The organism is Campylobacter sp. 107 (assembly GCF_002383835.1).
In the GTDB taxonomy this organism is placed as follows: Bacteria; Campylobacterota; Campylobacteria; order Campylobacterales; family Campylobacteraceae; genus Campylobacter_D; species Campylobacter_D jejuni.
Map to the genome: position 1 here is coordinate 1 of NZ_NXBA01000009.1, position 24,711 is coordinate 24,711.

26 protein-coding genes and 1 tRNA gene are annotated in these 24,711 nt (G+C 30.4%); 16 read left to right on the plus strand and 11 right to left on the minus strand.

The window, feature by feature from the left end; translation table 11 throughout:
* Positions 1-307: 307 nt before the first annotated feature.
* Positions 308-535: a hypothetical protein gene (locus BGS40_RS00050; RefSeq protein ID WP_096738197.1), complete on the minus strand. Its 228-nt coding sequence runs from the start codon at positions 533-535 to the stop codon at positions 308-310.
* A 472-nt stretch (positions 536-1,007) separates the two neighbouring features.
* Here BGS40_RS00050 and BGS40_RS00055 point away from each other — a divergent pair, with 472 nt between their 5' ends.
* Together BGS40_RS00055 and BGS40_RS09600 are read left to right on the plus strand one after the other, a co-directional pair.
* Positions 1,008-1,496, plus strand: coding sequence for a hypothetical protein (locus BGS40_RS00055; RefSeq protein WP_257841687.1), 489 nt, complete (start codon positions 1,008-1,010; stop codon positions 1,494-1,496).
* Positions 1,493-1,648 (plus strand): hypothetical protein, encoded by a 156-nt coding sequence (locus tag BGS40_RS09600; RefSeq protein ID WP_252366366.1) that lies wholly within the window; start codon positions 1,493-1,495, stop codon positions 1,646-1,648. Before BGS40_RS00055 ends, BGS40_RS09600 begins: the two co-directional genes overlap by 4 nt.
* 133 nt (positions 1,649-1,781) lie before the next feature.
* Here the strand turns inward: BGS40_RS09600 and BGS40_RS00060 are convergent, their stop codons facing one another.
* The 3 genes from BGS40_RS00060 to BGS40_RS00070 all read right to left on the minus strand — a co-directional run bounded on the left by BGS40_RS00060 (position 1,782) and on the right by BGS40_RS00070 (position 3,895).
* On the minus strand, positions 1,782-2,684 hold the full coding sequence (locus tag BGS40_RS00060) for a hypothetical protein (RefSeq protein ID WP_002897585.1): 903 nt from the start codon (positions 2,682-2,684) through the stop codon (positions 1,782-1,784).
* A 752-nt stretch (positions 2,685-3,436) separates the two neighbouring features.
* Positions 3,437-3,522 (minus strand) — tRNA-Leu (locus BGS40_RS00065).
* Positions 3,523-3,556: 34 nt separating this feature from the next.
* Complete coding sequence (locus BGS40_RS00070; RefSeq protein ID WP_002853683.1) at positions 3,557-3,895, minus strand: F0F1 ATP synthase subunit C; 339 nt, start codon at positions 3,893-3,895, stop codon at positions 3,557-3,559.
* 233 nt (positions 3,896-4,128) lie between these two features.
* Here BGS40_RS00070 and BGS40_RS00075 point away from each other — a divergent pair, with 233 nt between their 5' ends.
* Genes BGS40_RS00075 through argH form a run of 5 tightly spaced genes read left to right on the plus strand, consistent with a single transcriptional unit; the run spans position 4,129 to position 11,626 of the window.
* Positions 4,129-5,463, plus strand: a complete 1,335-nt coding sequence (locus tag BGS40_RS00075; protein ID WP_002858451.1) for a sodium-dependent transporter — start codon at positions 4,129-4,131, stop codon at positions 5,461-5,463.
* Positions 5,464-5,475: 12 nt separating this feature from the next.
* The gene (locus BGS40_RS00080) at positions 5,476-6,816 is read left to right on the plus strand and encodes a sodium-dependent transporter (protein ID WP_096738198.1); all 1,341 of its coding nucleotides are present in this window, start codon (positions 5,476-5,478) and stop codon (positions 6,814-6,816) included.
* Positions 6,817-6,847: 31 nt separating this feature from the next.
* Positions 6,848-8,647, plus strand: coding sequence for a biotin/lipoyl-containing protein (locus BGS40_RS00085; protein WP_096738199.1), 1,800 nt, complete (start codon positions 6,848-6,850; stop codon positions 8,645-8,647).
* 12 nt (positions 8,648-8,659) lie between these two features.
* Positions 8,660-10,234 carry a phosphoenolpyruvate carboxykinase (ATP) gene (gene pckA, locus BGS40_RS00090; RefSeq protein ID WP_096738200.1) on the plus strand — a complete coding sequence of 525 codons (1,575 nt, stop codon included), beginning with the start codon at positions 8,660-8,662 and terminating at the stop codon, positions 10,232-10,234.
* A gap of 9 nt (positions 10,235-10,243) precedes the next feature.
* On the plus strand, positions 10,244-11,626 hold the full coding sequence (gene argH / locus BGS40_RS00095) for an argininosuccinate lyase (protein ID WP_087704672.1): 1,383 nt from the start codon (positions 10,244-10,246) through the stop codon (positions 11,624-11,626).
* A 21-nt stretch (positions 11,627-11,647) separates the two neighbouring features.
* Here argH and ychF read toward each other — a convergent pair whose 3' ends face one another.
* From ychF to rpiB, 6 genes are read right to left on the minus strand one after another with little or no spacing between them, the layout of a single operon-like run.
* Positions 11,648-12,751 (minus strand): redox-regulated ATPase YchF, encoded by a 1,104-nt coding sequence (gene ychF, locus BGS40_RS00100; protein WP_002854108.1) that lies wholly within the window; start codon positions 12,749-12,751, stop codon positions 11,648-11,650.
* Entirely contained in the window at positions 12,748-14,199 is a 1,452-nt protein-coding gene (locus tag BGS40_RS00105; protein WP_096738201.1) for a leucyl aminopeptidase, read from the minus strand. The genes ychF and BGS40_RS00105 overlap by 4 nt, the downstream gene beginning before the upstream one ends.
* Positions 14,189-14,791: a DedA family protein gene (locus BGS40_RS00110; RefSeq protein ID WP_004316345.1), complete on the minus strand. Its 603-nt coding sequence runs from the start codon at positions 14,789-14,791 to the stop codon at positions 14,189-14,191. Before BGS40_RS00110 ends, BGS40_RS00105 begins: the two co-directional genes overlap by 11 nt.
* An 18-nt stretch (positions 14,792-14,809) precedes the next feature.
* Entirely contained in the window at positions 14,810-15,358 is a 549-nt protein-coding gene (apt, locus tag BGS40_RS00115; RefSeq protein WP_002859569.1) for an adenine phosphoribosyltransferase, read from the minus strand.
* Complete coding sequence (locus BGS40_RS00120) at positions 15,355-15,687, minus strand: membrane protein (protein ID WP_002853247.1); 333 nt, start codon at positions 15,685-15,687, stop codon at positions 15,355-15,357. The genes apt and BGS40_RS00120 overlap by 4 nt, the downstream gene beginning before the upstream one ends.
* Positions 15,687-16,124 carry a ribose 5-phosphate isomerase B gene (gene rpiB, locus BGS40_RS00125; protein WP_002853308.1) on the minus strand — a complete coding sequence of 146 codons (438 nt, stop codon included), beginning with the start codon at positions 16,122-16,124 and terminating at the stop codon, positions 15,687-15,689. The genes BGS40_RS00120 and rpiB overlap by 1 nt, the downstream gene beginning before the upstream one ends.
* Before the next feature lie 164 nt (positions 16,125-16,288).
* Between rpiB and BGS40_RS00130 the strand changes: the two genes are divergently transcribed.
* The 9 genes from BGS40_RS00130 to kcuS all read left to right on the plus strand — a co-directional run bounded on the left by BGS40_RS00130 (position 16,289) and on the right by kcuS (position 24,228).
* Positions 16,289-16,843 (plus strand): CheB methylesterase domain-containing protein, encoded by a 555-nt coding sequence (locus BGS40_RS00130; RefSeq protein WP_002855874.1) that lies wholly within the window; start codon positions 16,289-16,291, stop codon positions 16,841-16,843.
* A 15-nt stretch (positions 16,844-16,858) separates the two neighbouring features.
* Positions 16,859-17,647, plus strand: a complete 789-nt coding sequence (locus BGS40_RS00135) for a CheR family methyltransferase (protein WP_096738202.1) — start codon at positions 16,859-16,861, stop codon at positions 17,645-17,647.
* 135 nt (positions 17,648-17,782) lie between these two features.
* Positions 17,783-18,511 carry an amino acid ABC transporter ATP-binding protein gene (locus BGS40_RS00140; RefSeq protein WP_002853259.1) on the plus strand — a complete coding sequence of 243 codons (729 nt, stop codon included), beginning with the start codon at positions 17,783-17,785 and terminating at the stop codon, positions 18,509-18,511.
* Positions 18,512-18,532: 21 nt separating this feature from the next.
* Positions 18,533-19,312 (plus strand): bifunctional adhesin/ABC transporter aspartate/glutamate-binding protein PEB1a, encoded by a 780-nt coding sequence (peb1A, locus tag BGS40_RS00145; protein ID WP_002853252.1) that lies wholly within the window; start codon positions 18,533-18,535, stop codon positions 19,310-19,312.
* A 1-nt stretch (position 19,313) separates the two neighbouring features.
* Positions 19,314-20,066 (plus strand): amino acid ABC transporter permease, encoded by a 753-nt coding sequence (locus BGS40_RS00150; protein WP_002853332.1) that lies wholly within the window; start codon positions 19,314-19,316, stop codon positions 20,064-20,066.
* Positions 20,067-20,076: 10 nt separating this feature from the next.
* Positions 20,077-20,736, plus strand: coding sequence for an amino acid ABC transporter permease (locus BGS40_RS00155; protein ID WP_002853290.1), 660 nt, complete (start codon positions 20,077-20,079; stop codon positions 20,734-20,736).
* A 107-nt stretch (positions 20,737-20,843) separates the two neighbouring features.
* Positions 20,844-21,773, plus strand: a complete 930-nt coding sequence (locus BGS40_RS00160; protein ID WP_052781811.1) for a ribose-phosphate pyrophosphokinase — start codon at positions 20,844-20,846, stop codon at positions 21,771-21,773.
* A 165-nt stretch (positions 21,774-21,938) separates the two neighbouring features.
* A complete protein-coding gene (locus BGS40_RS00165) occupies positions 21,939-24,050 on the plus strand; it encodes a carbon starvation CstA family protein (RefSeq protein WP_096738203.1) in 2,112 nt (703 codons plus the stop codon).
* Positions 24,031-24,228 carry a KCU-star family selenoprotein gene (gene kcuS / locus BGS40_RS00170; protein WP_096738204.1) on the plus strand — a complete coding sequence of 66 codons (198 nt, stop codon included), beginning with the start codon at positions 24,031-24,033 and terminating at the stop codon, positions 24,226-24,228. The genes BGS40_RS00165 and kcuS overlap by 20 nt, the downstream gene beginning before the upstream one ends.
* A gap of 39 nt (positions 24,229-24,267) precedes the next feature.
* Here the strand turns inward: kcuS and BGS40_RS00175 are convergent, their stop codons facing one another.
* The gene (locus BGS40_RS00175) at positions 24,268-24,681 is read right to left on the minus strand and encodes an acyl-CoA thioesterase (RefSeq protein ID WP_052797705.1); all 414 of its coding nucleotides are present in this window, start codon (positions 24,679-24,681) and stop codon (positions 24,268-24,270) included.
* Between the last annotated feature and the right edge of the window lie 30 nt (positions 24,682-24,711).

Genomic DNA, 24,711 nt, shown 5'->3' on the forward strand with positions numbered 1-24,711 from the left:
TAACATTCTCTTTTAAAAACTTCTTGATTTTCAATAATGTATTTTTAGAAAACAATTTGCTTAACCTATCTCTGATTAGATATAAAAGACAACAAGTTATTAAAACACTAACGATAGATGCAAGCACTGCTAAATAAATAATTAAGTGCGCTTTATCCATCTTTATTCCTTTCAATTATAACTTATTCATATTTTTAATAAAATTATACCATATTTTAATAAATTTTGCAAGTATTTTTGCTATAAAATGCCTATTTTTTAGGGGTTTGAAACGGATTTCTTTTTTATATTTAACAAGGTTGTATAATTATAGATACTTGTATTCTCTCGCAAGTGATATTGCTTGATTGCTAGTATTTTCTACTACTTTTTTCATGACAGTATTATCTTTTAAACTTTCAAGAAATTCTACGATTTCTTTACTGCTGCCATTTTTTGGTTTTTCATTTTCATTCTTGATAAATATTACTTTTTGATTTTTTATTTTCTCATTTAATTTATTTTCAAAAATTCTTTTAATATCTTCTGCAGTCATTACTTACTCTCTAATAATTGGAATATAAATTAATAGATATGAGTATGTATTATACACGCTTTTTATTAAGTATCACTTATAAACCGAACGCACTTCTCTTAATCTTGTTGCCTTTGTATATTTAATTAAAAGTATTAAGACTGGGATTATTGAGCTGTGTTTTGAAACGGATTTCTTTTTTATTTGACTTGGAAAAATGAATGAGAATTTGTAGTTTCATGTACTAACAAAGGCAAGGGACTTCTCTGCCCCTGCGGTTTTGTTAGAAAAATACTTCAACTTTAAGCTTAAAAAACCTAAAATTTAGATATAATCTCACAAAACGCTTACTATGTCGTTTCATAGTTAGCCTTTGTTGCAATTTTCCGCTAGAGCTGCAACTCAAAGCGGATTTTTTATTATAGCGAAATAAAAGGTTTTTTATATTATTAAGTTCTTTTATTATTTATATAAAATTTTATTAGGAAGATTTATGTTTGTTGGTTTTAGTAAAAATTTAGGAAATGGATTTAGAATCGGTATAGGTTATAATCTTAATAATAACAAACCTTCAAAAAGAGATAATGATAGAGAAGAATTTGTTTCAAAGGTTTTAAGCGAAATTAAAAATCTATTTCAAGAAATATGCAATAAACTAAATATATCTCAAGAAACTTTTAAATTTGCTATAGAACAAAATTGTCAAATAGAAATTACAGATATATTAACGGAAAATAATTCTAAAAAAATGTCTGAGATATCGGATATTTTTTCAAACATATCCGAATTAATAGAAAAAGTCAGTTTTTCAAAAAGTTTATCAACTGAAACGAAAGAAAAAATTACAGATCTTATTTTTAAATCAAAAAAAATAATTTTTACACTAGAATCTGAAAATGACTTAGAACAAAGATTGATCTCATTACTTTCAGAAAAACTTCAAAAAGAAGAAAAGAAGATAAGGAAAATGATCAAAAAATGAACGGTAAAAAGAAAAAAATAGGCTGTTTAACATATATTGTTTTATTTTTTATTTTTATGCTTATCATTTCTTTTATAACTCATGAAGACAAGACAAACAATCTTGAACATTCCAAAGTAGAACATTCCAATGTAGATAAAAAAACAAAGTAAATTATTTATTATAAATTTTTGCAATTGAGTGATTGTAACGCTCTATGCTTGATTGACTGGCTTTTGTAATATATTTTAAATGTATCGCCCATTCGCTAAGGCAAGTGGGCTTCTTATATAAAATGTCTATGTTTTAATTTATGAATTTATTTAAAATATCTACGCATTCCTTGTAAAATTTACAATTTTGATAAAAATTGCTGTTTGAATTTAAATCAAATAGATCTTCTAGTTGATAAGATATTTTTCCTTTTTTTAAACAGTTTTTTATAAAATAGTCTCCTGAGATTATATTTTGATAATCTTCCTTGTCGAAGATATAACAAGTAGTATTACGCTGATTTTCATTATAAAAATTATATAATTCGAACAATCCTTTTTGCTCTTGATTCTCCATGATAAAATTGCCTATGCAAAAATCTTGATCAAATATGCTAAATAAATCTTTATTGTTTTTAACTATGATTTTTGTATATTCTGAATTATCATTGCAATGGATAATGTAAATTTGTTCATATTTTTTTGCCTCAGTGGTAAAACTTTCCATGTTTTTAGATTCTATAAAATTTCTGCTAAAAGGTTTTCCAAAATCTTCAAGCAACCACTTTTCCGAAATAAAAAAAGATTCGATAAAGTGACTTAAAAAATCAAAATTTGGATATTTTACAAGCAACATTATTCGATCAAGTTCTTCAAAGCTAATTTTTAATTTTTTAGCCGCAGTTAGAGAATTTAAATTGTATTCTTTTAAAACATAGCGAATCTTATCTATAAGCGTCCTGTGTGTGTCTGAAATTTCAATACTACTATTTTCATTTGCATATTTTAAAAATTTTCTATAAGCATTTGCTTGCGCTTCAAAAATTTCTTTAAGTCTGTGATTTTCTAACATTTGTTTTAACGCAATTTCTGTCGTTTTTGACATTCTACTTGGATCACTCCAAGCATCAATTGTTGTTTTAGAAACTCCTAAAATGTTTCCAAGTTCGCTTCTGTTTATTCTAAGCTCATTGCATACAATATCGTGCAACTTCATTTTTACTCCTTTAATAAAATAGTCTGTTAATTATATCATATAAAGTTAATAGATATATAAATGTATAAATAATTATATATAATACATAATATTTATATAAAAATTATGTATTTTGTATAATTAACATAAACTATATTTTACGGAATAAAGTTTGCATGTACATATAAATAATAGTTTTATCATCTGTATGGTAAATTAGAATAGGAAATTAAAAAGCATTCAAATCCAAAATAATGCAAACCAAAAGCCACGCCTCTTTCGGTTCAATGTTTTTTGTTACAATTGTATTAAGCTAAGACTAAGGGTGGTTTATTTGTAATTCATACTTAATACGCTTTAATTATAGTATTTTTAAATGAATTTTTATTATCTTATTGATTATTTGTGTGATAGAATTTCCTTACCGTAAATCAATGCACCTTAATACTTTTAGTCTCTTGTTAATTTCTTATTTTTGGATCTTTATAATCAAATACAAAAACTTCTTATCGCTAGGATAAACTAATAAAAATAGTTTTTATCTTTTTTTATTATGTCTTTTTGTGTAAGCATTTAAAATAAACTCTTTAAGCTAATTTCTCCTAACTTTTTAGGGTAAAAAATGAAAAGTTAGGAGAAAAGTTTCAAATTGGATTTTAATGGAAAAACTTTAATTTAGGCTTTATATAGTCACAAACGCCTATTTTATCGATATTTTACAAGTATGATATTTATAGTAATTTATAATAGTTTATATTAGTTTTTAGTATAAATGGTGCGGTTAGCGAGATTTGAACTCGCACACGCGGAGCGCACCACCCCCTCAAGATGGCGTGTCTACCAATTCCACCATAACCGCATAGAAAAAAGCCCAAAAAGGGCTTTGATAAGTTTTATTGTAAAACTATAAAAGGATTTGCATAAAGTGCTATTAGTGCGATAACAAGAGCATAGATCACTTGTGCTTCAATCATCGCTAAAGCGATAAACATAGTTGTCATTAATTTTGGTCCAAGGCCAGGGTTTCTAGCTGTTCCTGCAATTGTTGCCGCTGCAGTATTACCCATACCGATAGCACCACCAAGTGCTGCAACACCAAGACCTAAGCCTGCTGCAAGAACTGAAAATGCTTTAATCCATACATTAATAGCTTCTTGCTCTACTGGAGCATTAGTTTCAGCTGCAAAAGCTACTGCTGCACATGCTAATAATAAAAAAAGAACTTTTTTCATTATCTTAACCTTTCTATAAAAAATATTTTTCAATTTTTAAATCAGTTCGGCTTGCGTATCCCTACTTAAGACTTAAAAATAAATCCGAATTATAACCAAAAGTATCTTTATTTTTATTGAAATTTACAAAAATTCACATTTTTGATTTAAATTTGATTGTTTTCAATAAAGCTTAAAAGTTTTTTTGCTTTAATAATATTTTAAAATAATTTTTTAAGTTTAAGGTTGTAACATTGAGTTCTAAATTTTCAAAAATAGGTTTCATTTTAGCGGTAGCAGGTTCAGCAGTGGGTTTGGGTAATGCTTGGAAATTTCCAACACTAGTAGGTCAAAGTGGTGGATCTGCTTTTATTTTGCTTTATATAATTCTTACTTTGGGTGTAGGTTTTGTGATATTTTTAGCTGAGCTTAGCATAGGAAAAATTAGTGAAAAAGATCCGGTTAATGCCTATGAAAAGTTAGCACCTTCAAATAAAAAAGCTTGGTCTTATGTTGGTTTTACTATGGTGGGGGCGATTTTAATAGTTTCTTTTTATACCTTGGTGATTGGCTGGATAGTTAAATATGTGTTTTTAAGTATCACTGGAAATTTGCCTATGGATCTAGAAGTAAGTAAAGCACAGTTTGGATTTTTTATAAGTGAGGATTTTTTAAGTCAGTTTATTTGTTTTACTTTGGTTTTTTTATGTGTTTTTTATATTGTTTCTAAAGGTGTTAAGAATGGGATTGAAAAGTTAAATGTTTGGATGATGCCTTCATTGTTTATTTTACTTATTTTGATGCTTGTTTATGCTATTAGCAAAGATGGTTTTATAATGGCGGTTAAATTTCTTTTTGTACCTGATTTTTCCAAAATCAACACTTCAAATGTTCTTGAAGCCTTAGGACTTGCTTTTTTTAGTCTTTCTTTGGGCGTTGGAACGATTATTACTTATTCTGCTAGTCTGCCTGATAAAACTAATTTTATTACCAGTACTTTAAATATTATTTTTATCAATCTTTTAGTTGGTTTATTAATGGGTTTGGTTGTTTTTACTTTTATCTTTGAATTTGGTTACAATCCTAATCAGCAAGGACCAGGACTTGTTTTTATTTCCTTAGCTACTTTATTTGAAAAAATTGGAGTGATTGGTTGTATTTTTGGAGCAGCGTTTTTTATTTCTTTAATCTTTGCTGGTATTACTTCAGCTGTTTCAATGATAGAGCCTTTCACTTTTTACCTTATTAATACTTTTGGTATGAGCCGTAAAAAAGCTTTGATTTTAATAGGAATTGTTGTTTATATTTTAGGAATGTTGTGTATTTTATCTTCTTTAAAAAGTACTCAGTTTGGATTTTTTGGAATGAGTTTTTTTGATTTGCTTGATAGTGTTTCAAGCAAGGTTATTATGCCTTTAGGTGGAATTTTGGCAGCTATTTTTGTGGGATTTGTGATGAAAAAAGAAGCTTTAAAAATTTTATTTAAACCTTATATGAGGGGTATATTTTTTGAACTTTGGTATGTGTTTTTGAGATTTATTTCCCCTTTGGCTGTTGTTATAGTTATGATAGCCGCTTTTTTAAAGTGAGTTTGAAAAATAATGAGAACATATTTTTCAAAAATCGGTTTTGTATTGGCTGTTGCTGGTGGAGCCGTTGGTTTAGGTAATGCTTGGAAATTTCCAACTTTAAGCGCAGAAAATGGTGGTTTTGTTTTTGTGCTTTTATATTTATTTTTTACTTTAACTATAGGATTTAGTATTTTTTTGGCTGAAGTGGCTATGGGACGTTTAAGTAAAAGTGATCTTGCAAATGCTTATTCAAATCTTGCCATAAAATATGGCAATAGATGGCGATATGGCGGCGTTTTTATGTTAGGTGGTATTTTTGTCCTCTCTTTTTATCTAGTTATCATGGGATGGGTTTTAAAATATACTGTAGTGAGTCTTTATTATCTTCCTAAAACTTTAGATGAAGCAGCAAGTAATTTTCAGAATTTAATTACTACAAATTTGACAAGTTCTGTTTTTTTCTTCACTTTATCTTTTTTTCTTACTTTATTGATAGTATCTAAAGGTTTAATCAAAGGGATTGAAAAATTAAACGTTGTTATAATGCCTAGCTTATTTTTAATGCTTGTTTTTATGTTGTTTTATTGCATGGGATTTAGGCAAGGTTTTGCAAATGCTTTTTCTTATTTATTTTATCCCGATTTTTCACATTTTAAATTCAGCTCTATTGCCGAAGCTTTAGGGCTTGCATTTTTTACCTTATGCTTGGGAATAGGTTGTATAGTTACATATTCATCGGCCTTGGATAAAAAAACAAATTTTATAAAAAGTTCAGTGTATATTGTTTTGATTAATTTATTGATTTCTTTTATTATGGGACTTATTGTTTTTACTTTTATCTTTGAATTTGGAGCCGATCCGCATACTCAAGGAGCAGGAATTGTTTTTGTATCCTTGATGAGTTTGTTTAATCAACTTGGAGCTTTAGGCTATATTTTTGCATTTTGTTTTTTCTTAGCGCTTTTTTTTGCTGGTATTACTTCAGCTGTTTCAATGATAGAGCCTTTAACTTTTTATATGATTAATAACTATCAAATTTCTCGTGTTAAAGCTCTATTTTTAATAGGTTTATTTGTTTTTGTTTTTGGAATTTGTTGTATCTTGTCATTAAATTTAAATTTTTTTTCTATGTTTAGTTTTTTTGGCAAAGATTTTTTTACTTTATTGGATAAATTAACTTCAAATTTTCTACTTCCACTTGGTGCTATAGTATGCTCTATATTTGTAGGTTTTTTTATGAATAAAAAACAAATTTATAAAATTTTTTCTAAATTTATAAGTAGAAAAATTTTCTTAGTTTGGTTGTTTTTTATTCGTTTTATATCGCCTATAGCAATAATTTTGGTAATGTGTTATCAAATTTTTGTATAATAATGAAAAAATATTTTTTTAAGGAAAAATAATGGCTAAAAAATTCATCGATGTAATGGATACAAGCTTTAGGGACGGTTTTCAGTCTGTTTATGGAGCTAGGGTTTTAATGGATGATTTTTTTCCTGCAGTAGAAGCAGCAAAAGAAGCAGGCATTACACATTTTGAATTTGGCGGTGGTGCTAGATTTCAAAGCTTGTATTTTTATCTTAATGAAGATGCTTTTACCATGATGGATAAATTTAGGGCTATTGTAGGAAAAGATGCTAATCTTCAAACTTTAGCAAGAGGAGTCAATACCGTTACTTTAGATACTGGAAATAGTGAACTTATTGATTTGCATGCAAAACTTTTTGCAAAACACGGTACTACAACGATAAGAAATTTTGATGCCCTTAATGATGTAAATAATTTAAAATTTAGTGGTGAATGTATAGTAAAACATGGGTTAAAGCATGAAATTACTATTACTTTAATGGATTTACCGTCAAATTGCAAAGGTGCTCATGATGTGCCTTTTTATGAAAAAATTTTAAAAGAAATTTTAACAGCAGAAATTCCTTTTCATAGTATTTGTTTCAAAGATGCAAGTGGAACTTCTAATCCAAATAAAATTTATAAAACCATTAAAATGGCTAGAAAAATTTTACCTCAAGATACACATATTAGACTTCATACGCATGAAACCGCAGGGGTGAGTATAGCTTGCTATCTTGCAGCGCTTGAAGCAGGGGTTGATGGTATTGATTTGGCTGCAGCTCCTGTAAGTGGTGGAACTTCTCAGCCTGATATTTTAACCATGATGCATGCTTTAAAAGGCAAAGATTATGATTTAGGCGGACTTGAAGAAGAAAAAATTTTAAGATACGAAGAAGTTTTAAAAGATTGTTTAAAAGAGTATTTTTTACCACCTGAAGCTACTATGGTAAATCCACTTATTCCTTTTTCTCCTATGCCAGGAGGAGCTTTAACAGCAAATACACAAATGATGAGGGATAATAATATTTTAGATAAATTTCCACAGGTCATTCATGCTATGAGAGAAGTTGTGGAAAAAGGTGGATTTGGTACTTCGGTTACTCCAGTTTCTCAATTTTATTTTCAACAAGCATTTAATAATGTTATGTTTGGGCCTTGGAAAAAAATCGCAGAAGGTTATGGAAAAATGGTGCTTGGTTATTTTGGAAAAACTCCAGTTGCACCCGATGCAAACATTATTGAACTTGCTTCAAAACAGCTTAATTTAGAACCTACTACAGAGCTTGCTATTAATATAGCCGATAAAGATGAGAGTAAAAGCATAGCTTATACTAAAACCTTGCTTGAAAAAGAGGGTATAGAAACGAGTGAAGAAAATATATTTATTGCAGCAGCTTGTAAAGAAAAAGGTATAGCATTTTTAAAAGGAGAGGCAAAGGTAAATATACGCAAATTAGCTAGCATGCCAAAGCCTATGAGTGTAGATGAAAACAAATTTACTGTAGCTGTAAATGGTAATAAATATCATGTGGAAGTGAGTTATGGTTTTGATAAAGATGTTAATGTTAAGAGTGTAAAAAAAGTAGAAGAAAATAAAAATATTATTTCTTCAAATTTAACAAGTTCTGTCGATGCTGAAAATGAAATTTTAGCAGGTATTTCAGGTAATGTCTTTAAAATTTATGTTAACGAAGGCGAAGAAGTAAAATCAGGTCAAGCTATCATGGTTTTAGAAGCAATGAAGATGGAGATTGAGGTTAATGCCCCAAAAGATGGAATTATTTCAGAGCTTTGTATTAAAATAGGTGATACTGTTAATGAAGGCGAAGTATTAGCTATTTACAAGAATTAAAGTGAGGGAAAAATGAAAAAATTTGATAAGTTAGGTTTGGATAATATAAAGGAAATTTTTCATAATTTAAGTTATGATGAATTAAATGCTCATGAAAAAGCAAATAATGAAGGTTTAAGCACAGATAATGATACTTTTTGTGTAGATACAGGGATTTTTACAGGTAGAAGTCCTAAAGATAAATATTTTGTAAAACAAGATCCATCTAGTAAATATATAGCTTGGGGAAAGGTAAATCAGCCTATTACAAAAGAATTATTTGATAAACTTTTAACTAAAGCAAAGCAAGAATTAAGCGGAAAGAAAATTTATGTTCAAGATGTTTTTTGCGGTGCTTCTTTGCAAAGTCGCAAAGCAGTAAGATTTGTTACTGAAATTGCATGGCAAGCGCATTTTGTTAAAAATATGTTTATTCGCCCAAGTCAAGAGGAACTTGAGAATTTTAAAGCAGATTTTATTGTTTATAATGCTTGCAAATGCATCAATGAAGATTACAAACAAGATGGTTTAAATTCAGAGGTTTTTGTGATCTTTAGTGTTGAAGAAAATATAGCGGTTATTGGTGGAACTTGGTATGGTGGAGAAATGAAAAAAGGTATTTTTTCTATGATGAATTATTGGTTGCCACTAGAAAATAAACTTTCTATGCATTGTAGTGCAAATGTCGGAGAAAAAGACGATGTGGCACTTTTCTTTGGACTTAGCGGTACAGGAAAAACTACGCTTTCAACCGATCCAAAAAGAAGACTCATAGGTGATGATGAGCATGGCTGGGATGATGAAGGTGTGTTTAATTTTGAGGGCGGTTGCTATGCAAAAACAATCAATCTTGATCCTGAACATGAGCCTGAAATTTATGGAGCTATTAAAAGAAATGCACTTTTAGAAAATGTAGTTTTAAGAGCTGATAAGAGTGTTGATTATGCTGATGCCTCAAAAACAGAAAACACGAGAGTTTCTTATCCTATAGAGCATATTGAAAATCATGAGCCTAGTCTAAAAGCAGGGCATCCAAAAAATATTATATTTTTAAGTGCAGATGCTTTTGGAATTTTACCCCCGGTGAGCAAACTAAGCAAAGAGCAGGCTATGTATTATTTTTTAAGTGGCTATACAGCAAAAGTAGCTGGAACTGAGCGCGGTATAACAGAGCCTCAAGCAACTTTTTCAGCTTGTTTTGGAGAACCTTTTATGCCTTTACATCCAACGGTTTATGCGAGATTGCTTGGTGAAAAGATTGAAAAACATGAAGTTAATGTTTATCTTGTTAATACGGGTTGGAGTGGCGGAAGCTACGGTGTGGGTAAAAGAATGAGCATTAAGGCTACTAGGGCTTGCATTAATGCCATTCTAGATGGAAGTATTACAAAATGCGAATTTGAAAATTTTGAAGTGTTTGATTTAGCTATTCCAAAAGCTTTAGAAGGTGTAGAAAGTGTACTTTTAAATCCTATAAATACTTGGTTAGATAAAAATGCTTATATTGCAACAAGAGATAAATTAGCACATATGTTTATACAAAATTTTAAACGTTATGAAGATGTCAAAGAAGGCATTGAATTTGGCAAATTTGGACCAAAAATTTAAGGCATTTAAATGAAAAATGAAATGTGGTCAGGACGTTTTAGTGGTGCAAGTGATGAGCTTTTAAAAGAATTTAATGCAAGTTTAAATGTAGATAAAACTTTGTTCAATGAAGATATACAAGGTTCTATAGCACACGCTACAATGCTTGAAAGTTGTGGTATTTTAAAAAAAGAAGAATTAGATGCTATTATAAAAGGTTTAGAGCAGGTTAGAAGTGAAATAGAGCAAGGTAAATTTATTTTTGATATTAAAGATGAAGATATTCATATGGCTGTAGAAAAGCGTTTAAGCGAGATTATAGGTAGTGAAATTGGTGGAAGGCTTCATACTGCAAGAAGTAGAAATGATCAAGTGGCTACTGATTTTAAACTTTTTGTCAAAAAATCTCATATTGAACTTATAAAGCTTTTAAAAGAATTGATTCAAACCATGCTCGAACATGCTAAAGTGCATAAAAAAACTATTATGCCAAGTTTTACACATTTACAGCACGCTCAGCCTGTGAGTTTTTCTTTTTATATTTTAGCTTATGCTTTTATGTTAATGCGAGATATTAAGCGTTTGCAAAATAGCCTAGAACTCGCAGACTTTTCGCCACTTGGATCTTGTGCATGTGCAGGAACAAGCTATAGAACCAATCGTGAGTTGAGTGCTGAAATTTTAGGATTTAAAGATATTATGCTAAATGCTATGGATGGAGTGAGTGATAGGGATTTTGCTCTTGATTTGCTTTATGATATAGCAGTTATTTTTACACACACATCAAGACTTTGCGAAGAAATGATCTTATTTTCAAGTTCGGAGTTTTCTTTTATAACTATAAGTGATAGCTTTTCAACAGGAAGTTCTATTATGCCTCAGAAAAAAAATCCTGATGTTTGTGAGCTTATACGTGGAAAAACAGGGCGTGTTTATGGAAATTTGATTTCTCTTTTAACTATAATGAAAGCTTTACCTTTAGCCTATAATAAAGATATGCAAGAAGATAAAGAAGGGATTTTTGATAGTGTAAAAACCGCTAAAGATAGCTTAATCATCTTAAATGCAATGCTAAAAGAAATACAAATTAATAAAGAAAATATGCTTAATGCTTGTAAAAAAGGTCATTTATTGGCTACCGATTTGGCAGATTATTTGGTGCGTGAAAAAAATATTCCTTTTAGAAAAGCACATTTTATAGTGGGAAATGTTGTTGCACAAGCTGAAGTACAAGGTATTGATATAAGTGAAATTAAAGATCTTTCAAAAATAGATCCTATATTTGATGAAAAAGCTATGGAACTTTTAAATTTTGAATTTTCTTTAAATTCTAAGCAAAGTGAAGGCTCAAGTTCTATTGCAAGTGTAGAAAAGCAAATTCAAATTTTGGAAGGCTTTATTCAAAATTTATAAATATTGTTTAGGCTATTTTGCCTAAACATTGAATCTAAAATGCATTACATCGCCATCTAAAACGATATAGTCTTTTCCTTCAAGGCGTAGCTTTCCTGCTTCTTTGGTGCCATTTTCGCCTTTGTATTGAATATAGTCTTCATAGGAAATAACTTCAGCTTTTATGAAGCCTTTTTCAAAGTCATTGTGAATTACACTTGCTGCTTTTGGTGCTTTCCAGCCTTTTTTGATTGTCCAAGAACGCACTTCAACTACACCAGCGGTAAAATAACTGATCAGTCCAAGCTTAGCAAAAGCAGTGCGTATGATTTGATCAAGACCGCTTTCGTTAACTCCTAGAGAACTTAAAAATTCATGACTTTCTTCATCGCTTAATCCTACTAATTCTTCTTCGATTTTTGCACAAAGCTTGATAACTTCATGATCATTTTTTTTAGCATATTCTTTTAAAGCTTTTACATAATCATTATCTTCACTAATACCATTTTCATCAACATTTGCACCATAAATCACCTCTTTAGCAGAAAGCAGTCTTAATTCCTTGATTAGGGCTTGATAAATTTCACTTTCCTTTTCAGGATAAGAACTTGCAGCTAAGCCTTTGTTTAAATGATCAAGTAAGGAATTTGCAAGTTCGAGACTTTCTTTAGCACCCTTTTGATTGGCTTTGGCTTCTTTGGTGAGTTTTTCTATTTTTTTACTCAGTTGCTCAATATCTGCTAAAATAAGCTCTGTATTGATAATTTCTACATCACGTAAAGGATCAACTCCACCTTCAACATGGGTAATATTTTCTTCATCAAAACAACGTACTATATGCAAAATAACCTCAGTTTCACGTATATTTGAAAGAAATTTATTTCCCAAGCCTTCGCCTTTACTTGCGCCTTTAACAAGTCCAGCGATATCTACAAATTCTATTAAAGAATGCATAATTCTTTCAGGTTTTACTATTTTAGCAAGTTCATTAAGTCTTAAATCAGGAACTTCAACCATGGCTTTATTAGGCTCTATAGTGCAGAAAGGATAGTTTGCGCTTTGGGCATTTTGTGCTTTAGTTAAAGCATTAAAAGTCGTTGATTTGCCAACGTTTGGAAGTCCTACTATACCTACGCTTAAACTCATTTAGCTTTCCTTGAAATTTGAATTAAATAATTAACACACATTCTAACTCCAGCTCCACCTGCGCCAAAACTAGAATATCCCCAAGATTTTTCCGTATAAGCAGGTCCTGCTATGTCAAGATGTAACCATTTGTTTTTATATTCTTTACGAATAAATTTATCCAAAAATAACCCAGCGGTAATTGCACCTCCATAGCGACTAGAGGCAGTGTTGCTAACATCGGCAATATTTGATTTTATAAGTTCTCTTAAGTGGGGGTTGAAGTGTAAGATTGTAGTATATTCTCCACTTTTTTTAGAGCCTAGATAAAAATCATTTTGCAATTCTTCATTATTTCCCATAATAGCACTTGTAAATTCTCCAAGTCCTACAACACAAGCTCCAGTAAGAGTTGCTATATCGATGAGTAAATCAGGTTTTAAATCCTGTGCAAAAGAAAGACAATCAGCTAAAACCAAGCGTCCTTCTGCATCTGTATTTCTTACTTCTATACTTACGCCTTCACGACTGATTAACACATCATCAGGCTTGTAAGCATTGCCGCCTATCATATTTTCAGTTACACCCAAAATACAATGTACTTCTAAATCTAAAGCAAGTTCAGCTACGGCTTTTATGATTCCCATTGCTGCTGCTGCACCGCTTTTATCAGCTTTCATTGTAAGCATAAAATCAGCTGGTTTTAAGCTTAATCCACCGCTATCGTAAGTTAAGCCTTTTCCAACAAATACAACACGTTTTTTTGCATTTTTGGCTTTATAGCTTAAATGAATGAGGCGTGGTGGGTGTATCGAGGCGCGATTTACTGCTAAAAAGGCATTCATTTTTTCTTTGGCTAAGAATTTTTCATCATAAATTTTACAAATAATGTTTTTATTTTCTTTAGCTAAATTTTGCGCATCTTCTGCCATTTTTAAAGGGGTGTAAATTTCGGGAATTTCATTGACTATATTTTTAGTAAAATTTGTAGCATTGGCTAAAATTTCTCCACGCTCTAAACCTATCTTAGCTTCATCTTTATTAAATTTCTTACCATTTAATTCTTTGCTTGAAATAATAAATTTTTCCAAAGTACTTGTTTTTTTCTCGCTTTTATATTTGTCAAATTTATAAGCTCCAAAAAGTACGCCTTCAACTAAAGATGCAAAACTTCTAACTACACAATCTCCTATTATGCTAGGAAGTTTTATGCTTTTAATATTAAGTTTCTCAAGAGTTTTATATGCTGTACAGAGACTTAATCTTATATCCTCATAAGTAAGACTTTTAAGCTCTAAATAAAGCTTTTTATTGTTTAAGTCTAATAATACACCTTCGCCTTTGTAATTATTAAGTTTAAAAAAATCTTTTTCTTTGTTAAAAATTTTTAAATTTTTATCCTGTATAAAAACAAGTTCAAAGTCTGCTTTTATAGCATCTAGTTTTTTATCATTTAATTCAAATTTCATGATTTTTCCTTTTGTCTTTAAGTATAGCTTTTTCCATTTGTTTAAAACCGAATAATAAAAGGGATAAAAAAGCTATAATAATAATGGCTGCATAATACCAATGTTCTTCAGCCCAAGTCACCATCTTCCAAATTTGTTCTCCAAAATACCAAGCTAGAAGTATAGTGATTGATGCCCAAACCCAAGCACTAAAAAGATTGATAATAGCAAATTTTTTTGCACTATAACGCGTGATTCCTATACTCATAGGTATAATGGTTCTAAAGCCATACATATAGCGTTGTATAAAAATGATAGGCCAACCAAAACGTTGTAAAAGTAGGTGTGCTACTGCAAATTTACGCCTTTGAGTTTTTAATTTTTTTTGTATGTAGCGTTTATTATATCTTCCTATATAGAAATAAATTTGATCACCTACAAAACCACCAAGTCCTGCTATAAATATAACAAAACCTAAATTTACATGTCCTTGATGAGCAAAAATACCTGCTAAAATTAAAGCTAACTCTCCTTCTAAAATGCACCATAAAAAAATAATAATATAAGCTAGGTCTTTGTATTGGTAAAGTAAATTTTTTAAAAATTCTTCCATTTGTACCTTTCTATAGTTTTAAATTTCTAAAACACTATAAACTGAAGTAAGTTTTTCAAGTTTATTTGCTCCATTTAAATCTTTAAGATTCATTAAAAAACAAGCTTCAACACATTTAGCTCCAGCTTTTTGAATGAGTTCATATGAAGCTATAGCTGTTCCGCCAGTTGCTATTAAATCATCTACAAGTAAAACTCTTGCATTTTGAATATTTTTAAATGCATCTTTATGAAGTTCTACTTTATCGCTGCCATATTCAAGATCGTATTCGCAGCTAAAGGTTTCAAAAGGGAGTTTTCCAGGTTTTCTAATAGGCACAAAAGGAAGATTAAGTTTTGCACAAATCATAGATGCAAAGATAAATCCTCTGCTTTCTGTTCCTGCTATGAAGTCTAGATTGTAATCTTTGTAGCGTTCTTTTAAATGTCTAAGTAGAAAATTTAAAGCTTCTTTGTTATTTAGTAGAGTGGTGATATCTCTAAAAATAATTCCTTTTTTTGGAAAATCAGGAATAATCCTAATGCTATCAAGCAGATATTTTTTTTCTTCTTGTGTTAGTTTTATCATAATAATGCCTCGATTTTTGCTTCTAATTCTTTAATTCTTTGTCTTAGTTTGTCATTTTCCAAGCGATATTGAGAATTTCTGGTTCTTAAAGATGTAAGGTCTGCTTTGATTTTATTAAGTTCTTCTGTGAGTATATCTATATTTCCAAGACTTCTTTGAAGTTGAATTTGTAGTTTTCTAATGACAATCTCAGTATCATCAAGATTGTTTTTGATAAAATCTTTTGATGTTTTTTCTTTATTAAGTAGAGTTTTATAGTAAAACAACATTACAATAAGATAGATAGTTGCACAAATTAATATAGTTAAAACAAGCCAGTTTGTAAACATTATATTTTTACCTCAATTTTTTGAATTCTTTGCATATGTCTCCCTTCTTCAAAAGGAGTTTGAATGAATTTTTCTATAATATCTATAGCTAATTCAACCCCAATTAATCTTCCGCCTAATGCCAAAACATTGGCATCATTATGCCTTCTTGCAAGTTCTGCACTTAAGCTTTCGTGGCATAATGCACAACGAATGTTTTTATGACGATTTGCTGCAATAGAAATTCCAATTCCACTTCCACAAATAAGAATGCCAAAGCTCCGTTTGTTTATTTTTTCGGCAAGTAAATGCGCATAATCAGGATAATCGCAGCTTGCGCAAGTGTTTGTTCCTAAATCGTTAAAAATTATATTTTTTTCTTTTAAAAATACGCAAATTTTTTCTTTTAATTCAAAACCAGCATGATCACTAGCAATATAAATTTTTTCCCTAAGCATTGGTTTCCTAATTACTATATAAAATAAGATAAAAACCTAATCTTATCATATTAAATCATAAAAACAGCTTTTCTTTTTTTAAAAATAAGCTTTATTTTTCTTTATATATGTTAGAATCATGTGACAAGAAAAATAAAATTTCAATAAATTAAGGGGAGAAGAAAATGAAGCTCATACTCATAGGATCTTCAACAGGCGGTCCTAATCAGCTTAAATTTCTTTTAAAGGATATTGATATAAAAAATACTTGTGTAGTTATAGCTCAACACATGAGTGCCAGTTTTATTCCATCTTTTGTGGGGCAATTTAATAAAGAAGCTTTTAGTGAAGTGTGCTTATTGAATGATAAAGAGATATTAAGCAATAAAATTTATATTTGCCCTAAAAATACTATTTTATCTGGAAATTTAAATATTGTAGCCGCTTGGCAAGATGTGGCTTCAAGCTTTAAACCGAGTGTGGATTTACTTTTTCATTCCGCTGTTTCTTTGGCAAAAACAAATAAAATACTTGCTATTATTTTAACGGGCATGGGAGATGATGGCGCAAAAGGTTTATTTGAGCTTTATAAAACAGGAGTTAGATGTTTATGTGAGAATGAAGCAGATAGCGTCGTTTATGGTATGCCAAAAAGAGCAAAAGATATGAATCCGCATTTAAAACCTATGAGCTTAAAAGAAATTAAAAAAGAAATTGTAAATTTTATTGATCAGGATTAATAAAAGGAAAATTGCATGGAAAAAAAAATAACTCCTAGCGAATTGGAACTTAATGAATTTATAAAAATTATCAACGAAATGAGTGGTATTGATTTAACCGATAAAAAAAATATACTAGCTTTAAAGTTGAATAAATTTCTTGAAGGAACTAATACTAAAAATTTTTCCGAATTTTTGGGAAAATTAAAAAGCAATAGACAACTTAAACAAGAAACTTTAGATTTTGTAACCATAGGTGAAACTTATTTTTTAAGAGAATTGGCTCAATTGAAAGAAATAATTTATTATGCCAAAAGCTTAGAAAAGAGAGTAAATATCCTAAGCGCCCCTTGTTCAAGTGGAGAAGAAGTATATTCTTTGGCATTATTGGCTGCACAGAATTTTATTAAAGATATGTATATTTTAGGCGTTGATATTAATTCAAGTGTGATTGAAAAAGCAAAACTTGGAAAATATCAAGGAAGAACTTTACAGCGATTGAGCGAGAATGAAAAAAGAAGGTTTTTTTTAGAAAGCGAAGATAAATTTTATACTATTAATAAAAATGAGCTTTGTACTTGTAAATTTGAACTTTGCAATGTTTTTGAAGAAAAATTTTCAAGATTGGGAAAATTTGATATTATAGCTTCTAGAAATATGATTATTTATTTTGATCATGAATCAAAACTAAAACTTATGGAGAGATTTCATAGAATTTTAAATGATAAAGGAAGGCTTTATGTTGGTAATGCTGATTTAATTCCAGAGACTATTTATTTTAAAAAGATTTTCTCTCCAAGAGGTGTTTACTATGAAAAAGTATAAATTCTAAAAATTACTAAAAGTTACACTTTGGAAATTTATTAGTAAAAATAAGTTACATTTTGAAGTAGTTTTCTTTATTTAATGATAAAATAATTTCAATTAATTTTATATTTAGTTAAAAATAAAGGAAAAAACTTGATTGAATTAAAAAATGTAAACAAATACTACGGAACTCATCATGTTCTAAAGAATATTAATCTTTCTGTTAAAGAAGGTGAGAAGCTTGTTATTATAGGTCCAAGTGGAAGTGGAAAAAGTACAACTATCCGTTGCATGAATGGGCTTGAAGAAGTTAGTTCAGGAGAGGTCGTAGTTAACAATCTTGTTTTAAATCATAAAAATAAAATTGAAATTTGCCGAAAATATTGTGCAATGGTTTTTCAGCATTTTAATTTATATCCACATATGACGGTTTTGCAAAATTTGACCTTAGCTCCAATGAAACTTCAAAAAAAATCTAAAAAAGAAGCTGAAGAAACAGCTTTTAAGTATTTAAAAGTTGTAGGGTTGCTGGATAAAGCAAATGTTTATCCAGCAACCCTTTCAGGTGGACAACAACAACGCGTTGCTATAGCAAGATCACTTTGTACTAAAAAACCCTATATTTTATTTGATGAACCTACTTCAGCCCTTGATCCAGAAACCATACAAGAGGTTTTAGATGTAATGAAAGAAATTTCACATCAAAGCAATACTACCATGGTGGTTGTTACACACGAAATGGGTTTTGCAAAAGAAGTAGCAGATAGGATTATTTTTATGGAAGATGGTGCTATTGTGGAAGAAAATATTCCTAGCGAATTTTTCTCAAATCCAAAAACTGAAAGAGCGCGACTCTTTTTAGGGAAAATTCTTAAAAATTAACCAAAATTGAAAGGAGAAAAAATGGTTTTTAGAAAATCTTTGTTAAAGTTGGCAGTTTTTGCTCTAGGTGCTTGTGTTGCATTTAGTAATGCTAATGCAGCAGAAGGTAAACTTGAGTCTATTAAATCTAAAGGACAATTAATAGTTGGTGTTAAAAATGATGTTCCACATTATGCTTTACTTGATCAAGCAACAGGTGAAATTAAAGGTTTCGAAGTAGATGTTGCCAAATTGCTAGCTAAAAGTATATTAGGTGATGATAAAAAAATAAAACTAGTTGCAGTTAATGCTAAAACAAGAGGCCCTTTGCTTGATAATGGTAGTGTAGATGCAGTGATAGCAACTTTTACTATTACTCCAGAGAGAAAAAGAATTTATAATTTCTCAGAGCCTTATTATCAAGATGCTATAGGGCTTTTGGTTTTAAAAGAAAAAAAATATAAATCTTTAGCTGATATGAAAGGTGCAAATATTGGAGTGGCTCAAGCTGCAACTACAAAAAAAGCTATAGGTGAAGCTGCTAAAAAAATTGGCATTGATGTTAAATTTAGTGAATTTCCTGATTATCCAAGTATAAAAGCTGCTTTAGATGCTAAAAGAGTTGATGCGTTTTCTGTAGACAAATCAATATTGTTAGGTTATGTGGATGATAAAAGTGAAATTTTGCCAGATAGTTTTGAACCACAAAGTTATGGTATTGTAACCAAAAAAGATGATCCAGCTTTTGCAAAATATGTTGATGATTTTGTAAAAGAACATAAAAATGAAATTGATGCTTTAGCGAAAAAATGGGGTTTATAATATGAATGAAAGTGTAGGTTTTGTTGAACATTTAAGACAAATTCTTACTTCTTGGGGTTTATATGATGAAAATAGTATAAGCCCTTTTGCGGTATGGAAATTTTTAGATGCTTTGGATAATAAAGATGCTTTTATTAATGGTTTTATTTATACTTTAGAAGTAAGCATTCTTGCTTTGCTTATAGCTACAATTTTTGGAACTATAGGCGGAGTTATGGCTACAAGTAGATTTAAAATTATCAGAGCCTACACTAGAATTTACGTAGAGCTTTTTCAAAATGTTCCTTTGGTAATACAAATTTTCTTTTTGTTTTATGCCTTGCCTGTTTTAGGTATAAGGCTTGATATATTTACTATTGGTGTATTGGGTGTTGGGGCGTATCACGGAGCTTATGTAAGCGAGGTGGTTAGAAGTGGAATTTTGGCTGTGCCAAGAGGTCAGTTTGAAGCTTCTGCGTCTCAAGGGTTTACTTATATTCAACAAATGCGTTATATTATAGTACCTCAAACCATTAGAATCATTTTACCACCGATGACAAATCAAATGGTAAATTTAATTAAAAATACCTCTGTATTGCTTATTGTAGGTGGAGCTGAGTTAATGCATTCTGCTGATAGTTATGCAGCTGATTATGGAAATTATGCGCCAGCTTATATATTTGCAGCGGTTTTATATTTTATAATTTGCTATCCTTTGGCTTATTTTGCAAAAGCTTATGAAAATAAATTAAAAAAAGCACATTTAACGAGATAAAGGGTTGTTAATGGAAAATGTTTTTAATGCGCAAAATATTGAATTTTTAATGCAAGGTTTATTTCTGACATTAAAAATAGCCTTGGCAACTTGTATTATTTCGATTGTTTTTGGAACTTTTTTAGCTATAACTAAAAATTATGGAGATAGATTAAGTAAATTTTTAGCAGCTTGCTATATAGATATTTTTAGAAATACTCCTTTATTGCTATGGATGCTCGCAGCTTGTTTTGTTTTGCCTGTATTTTTTGGACAATTTCCTCAAGCTTTTTGGGGTACTATAGGATTTTCACTTTATACGAGTTCGGTTATGGCTGAAATTATTAGAGGCGGATTAAATTCTATACCAAAAGGTCAGTTTGAAGCAGCTTATTCACAAGGTTTTGGTAAATTTTTTACTCTTTTTTATATTATTTTACCACAAACTTTTAGAAAAATAATACCTGCTTTATTATCTCAAATTGTAACCACTGTAAAGGATACAGCTTATTTAGCAGGTCTAGGTATAGCTGAACTTACTTATAATTCTAAAACTATATTGGCTAAACTAACAAGTTTTGAAGAAATTTTAGCGATGATAGGTGTTGTTGCGGGAATTTATTTTATAATATGTTTTTCACTTTCTATGTTGGTAAGATATTATGCTAAAAAGACAGCTTATATTTCTTAAAAAAGCTTATATTTTTATATAAGCTTTTTAAATTTACAGCAGTTTTTAACATTTTTTTTATTAAAATCTTTTGTATAAATTCAGAATTTTATTGATTAAGGTTTTTTATGCGAGGTTATAAAATTTTTTCAGGCTCAGCTAATGTGGAATTTGCAAGACAAGTTTCTAAGTATCTTTCCCTACCTTTAAGCGATTCTGGAGTAAAACGTTTTAGTGATGGAGAGATTAGTGTTCAAATTGATGAGAGTGTACGCGGAAAGGATGTTTTTATTATTCAAAGTACTTGTGCTCCTACAAACGATAATTTAATGGAGCTTTTAATTCTTACAGATGCTTTACGTCGCTCAAGTGCAAATTCAATTACGGCTATTATACCATATTTTGGCTATGCGAGACAAGATAGAAAAGCAAACCCTAGAGTACCAATTACTGCTAAACTTGTGGCTAATTTGATTCAAGCATCTGGGATTGATCGTGTAGCTACGATAGATTTGCATGCAGGCCAAATTCAGGGTTTTTTTGATATTCCAGTAGATAATCTTTATGGAAGTATAGTTTTTAATGATTATATTAAAGCCAAACATTTTAAAAATACTATTATAGGAAGTCCGGATATAGGTGGTGTTGCAAGAGCTAGGAGTGTTGCAAAGCATTTAGGACTTGATATAGTTATAGTTGATAAGCGTCGCGAAAAAGCTAATGAAAGTGAAGTAATGAATATTATTGGAGATGTAAAAGATAAAGAAGTTATCTTAGTGGATGATATTATTGATACTGCTGGCACTATAGTTAAAGCTGCAGAAGCTTTAAAAGAAAAAGGTGCAAAATCTGTTATGGCTTGCTGTACTCATGCGGTTTTAAGCGGAAAAGCCTATGAGAGAATAGCAAGCGGAGTTTTAGATGAGCTTGTGGTAACAGATACTATACCTTTAAAAGAGCAATTAGCAAATATTAAAGTATTAAGCGTTGCACCTGTTTTTGCTGAAGTAATACGTCGTGTTTATCATAACGAAAGTGTAAATTCTCTCTTTATTTAGATTAAAAAAGCTTAAAGATTATTTTTAAGCTTTTCATTTTTATGCTACTTAAAGAAACAAAAAGCATATATTTTTTTAAAAATGTGAAAAAACTAAACATCTTTTACATAATTTAATTTATAAATCTGCTATTCTTTGAAAATATTTTATTTTCTTAGGAGAAATATGACTCAGTTAAGTACTAAAATTTTATGGTTGTTTGTTGCAACTTTAGGCGCTATTTGTTTTGGTTATTTAGCTTTGCAAAATGGCGAAAGTGTATCAGCCATTTATTTGGTGGTTGCTGCTGTATGTATTTATATGTTAGGATATAGATTTTATGGGCGTTTTGTAGCTTATAAGGTTTTAGAACTTGATAAAAATCGTGCAACACCAGCACTTGTAGAAAATGATGGACATGATTTTGTGCCTACAAATAAAGCTGTATTATTTGGACATCATTTTGCTGCTATTGCAGGAGCAGGTCCATTGGTAGGACCTATCTTGGCTGCTCAAATGGGATATTTGCCTTCTATGCTTTGGATTTTAGTAGGAGGAGTTTTAGCAGGTGCTGTGCATGATTTTGTTGTTCTTTTTATATCTACTCGTAGAAAAGGTAGAAGTCTTGGCGAGATGATTAAGGATGAGATGGGTAAATTTACAGGTGGAGTTGCTATGGTGGCGATTTTTGGCATTATGCTTATTATTATTGCCATTTTAGCTATGGTGGTTGTAAAAGCTTTAGCAGAATCTCCATGGGGTTTATTTACTATCGCAATGACTATTCCTATAGCAATATTTATGGGAATTTATATGCGTTTTATCCGTCCAGGTAGAGTAGGGGAGGCTTCTATAATAGGTTTTGTGCTTTTAATTTTGGCTATTCATTATGGTAGCGTTATAGCTGCTGATCCTTATTTGGCTAAAATATTTACTTTAGAAGCTCCAACTTTGGCAATTGTTATGATGGCTTATGGTTTCATTGCTTCTGTTTTGCCTGTGTGGTTTTTACTTGCTCCAAGAGATTATCTTTCAACTTTTTTGAAAATCGGTGTTATTGTGGTAATGGCTATAGCTATTGTTTTGGTTGCTCCTGATTTGCAAATGCCAAAAGCAAATACTCAGTATTTTGATGGAACAGGTCCAGTATTTGCAGGTGGAGTGTTTCCATTTTTATTTATTACCATTGCTTGTGGTGCGATCAGTGGTTTTCATGCTTTGATTTCTAGCGGAACTACTCCTAAAATGCTTGAAAACGAAACTCATGCTTTGACTGTTGGATATGGCTCTATGCTTGCTGAAAGTGCTGTGGCGATTATGGCTTTAATTTGTGCTTGTATTTTACATCCAGGTCTTTATTTTGCTATAAATTCAAGCTCTGCTTTGATAGGAACAGATGTTGTAAATGTAGCACAAACTATTTCAAGTTGGGGATTTAGTATTACTCCTGAAGAAATTACTACTTTAACCACAAATATAGGAGAGCATACTATACTTTCAAGAACAGGTGGAGCTCCAACTTTTGCTATAGGTGTAGCTTTGATCTTGCATGAACTTTTTGGCGGCGTGGATTTGATGGCTTTTTGGTATCATTTTGCTATATTGTTTGAAGCTTTATTTATTTTAACAGCGGTAGATGCTGGAACAAGGGCTTGTCGTTTTATGGTGCAAGATATATTGGGTAATGTTTATAAACCTTTAGGAGATATTCATAATTATCCAGCTGGACTTTTGGCCACGGCTTTAAGTGTTGTAGGTTGGGGATATTTTCTTTATCAAGGCGCCATTGATCCTAAGGGAGGAATTTATACACTTTGGCCTCTTTTTGGCGTGAGCAATCAAATGCTTGCGGGTATGGCTTTGCTTCTTGCTACAACTATACTTGTAAAAATGGGCAAGGCAAGATATACTTGGGTTACTTTAGTACCTGCGGTATTTGTCTTAGTGGCAACTCTGTATGGAGGAATTCAAAAAATTATGCCTTATGAAGAAGGCAATAAAATAGCAAATGCGGTAAGTCATGTAGCCGCCGTTAGCATACAAAGTCAAAAAATTAAAGATTTAGAATTTAAATTAAATAATACTAAAGATGAAAAAGAAATTTCTACAATTAAAAAAGAAATTTCAATAGCCACTCAAAGTAAAGTTGGAAATTTGCTTAATGTAATTCTTTGTGTGTTCTTTATGATAGCTACCTTATTTGTTATAATTTCTTGTATAAGAATTTGTTTAGGTAAAATTAAAATTCCTCTTAAAGAAACTAAGTATATTAAGATTGATGAATTTCAAAAAATTTAAGTATTTTTATGAAAAAGCCGAAAGGTTTTTTCATCCCTTGGTGGGACTTTCTAGTTATGATAAGTATTTAGAACACATGAAACAAAAACATCCAGGAAAAATTCCAAAAACCAGAGGGGAATTTTTCAAAGAATGTCTAGATAAAAAATACAATAGCGGCGGTTTAAATAAATGCTGATAAGTTTAAAGGATAAAGTTTTATCATACAAAATAAGCTTTAAGCATTTAAAAAGCCATGAATTCTTTTAAGTTCTTCACTAATAGGCTTTTTCTTTCCATCTCTTGTAACACTTACATAGGTTACTAAAGCCGAAGTTACATTAATGCAAGAAGTACAACCTTGAGAATCCACTCTTTGAGCTGTGACTTCTACTTCAACGCTGATTGAAGTATTGCCCACATTTACAATCTTAGAATAACAAGAAATTATATCGCCTATAAAAACAGGTTCTTTAAAAACTACTTTATCCATAGAGATGGTTACAACGCGTTCAGGGGAAAGTTCTCTTGCTGCGATAGCTCCTGCTAAATCGATTTGTGAAAGTATCCATCCGCCAAAAATATTTCCCGCTGGATTTGTATCGCTCGGCATAGCTACAATTTTTAATTTTGGTTCTCCCATATCTCTCATTTTTACTCCTTATTTTAAAAAATGAATTAT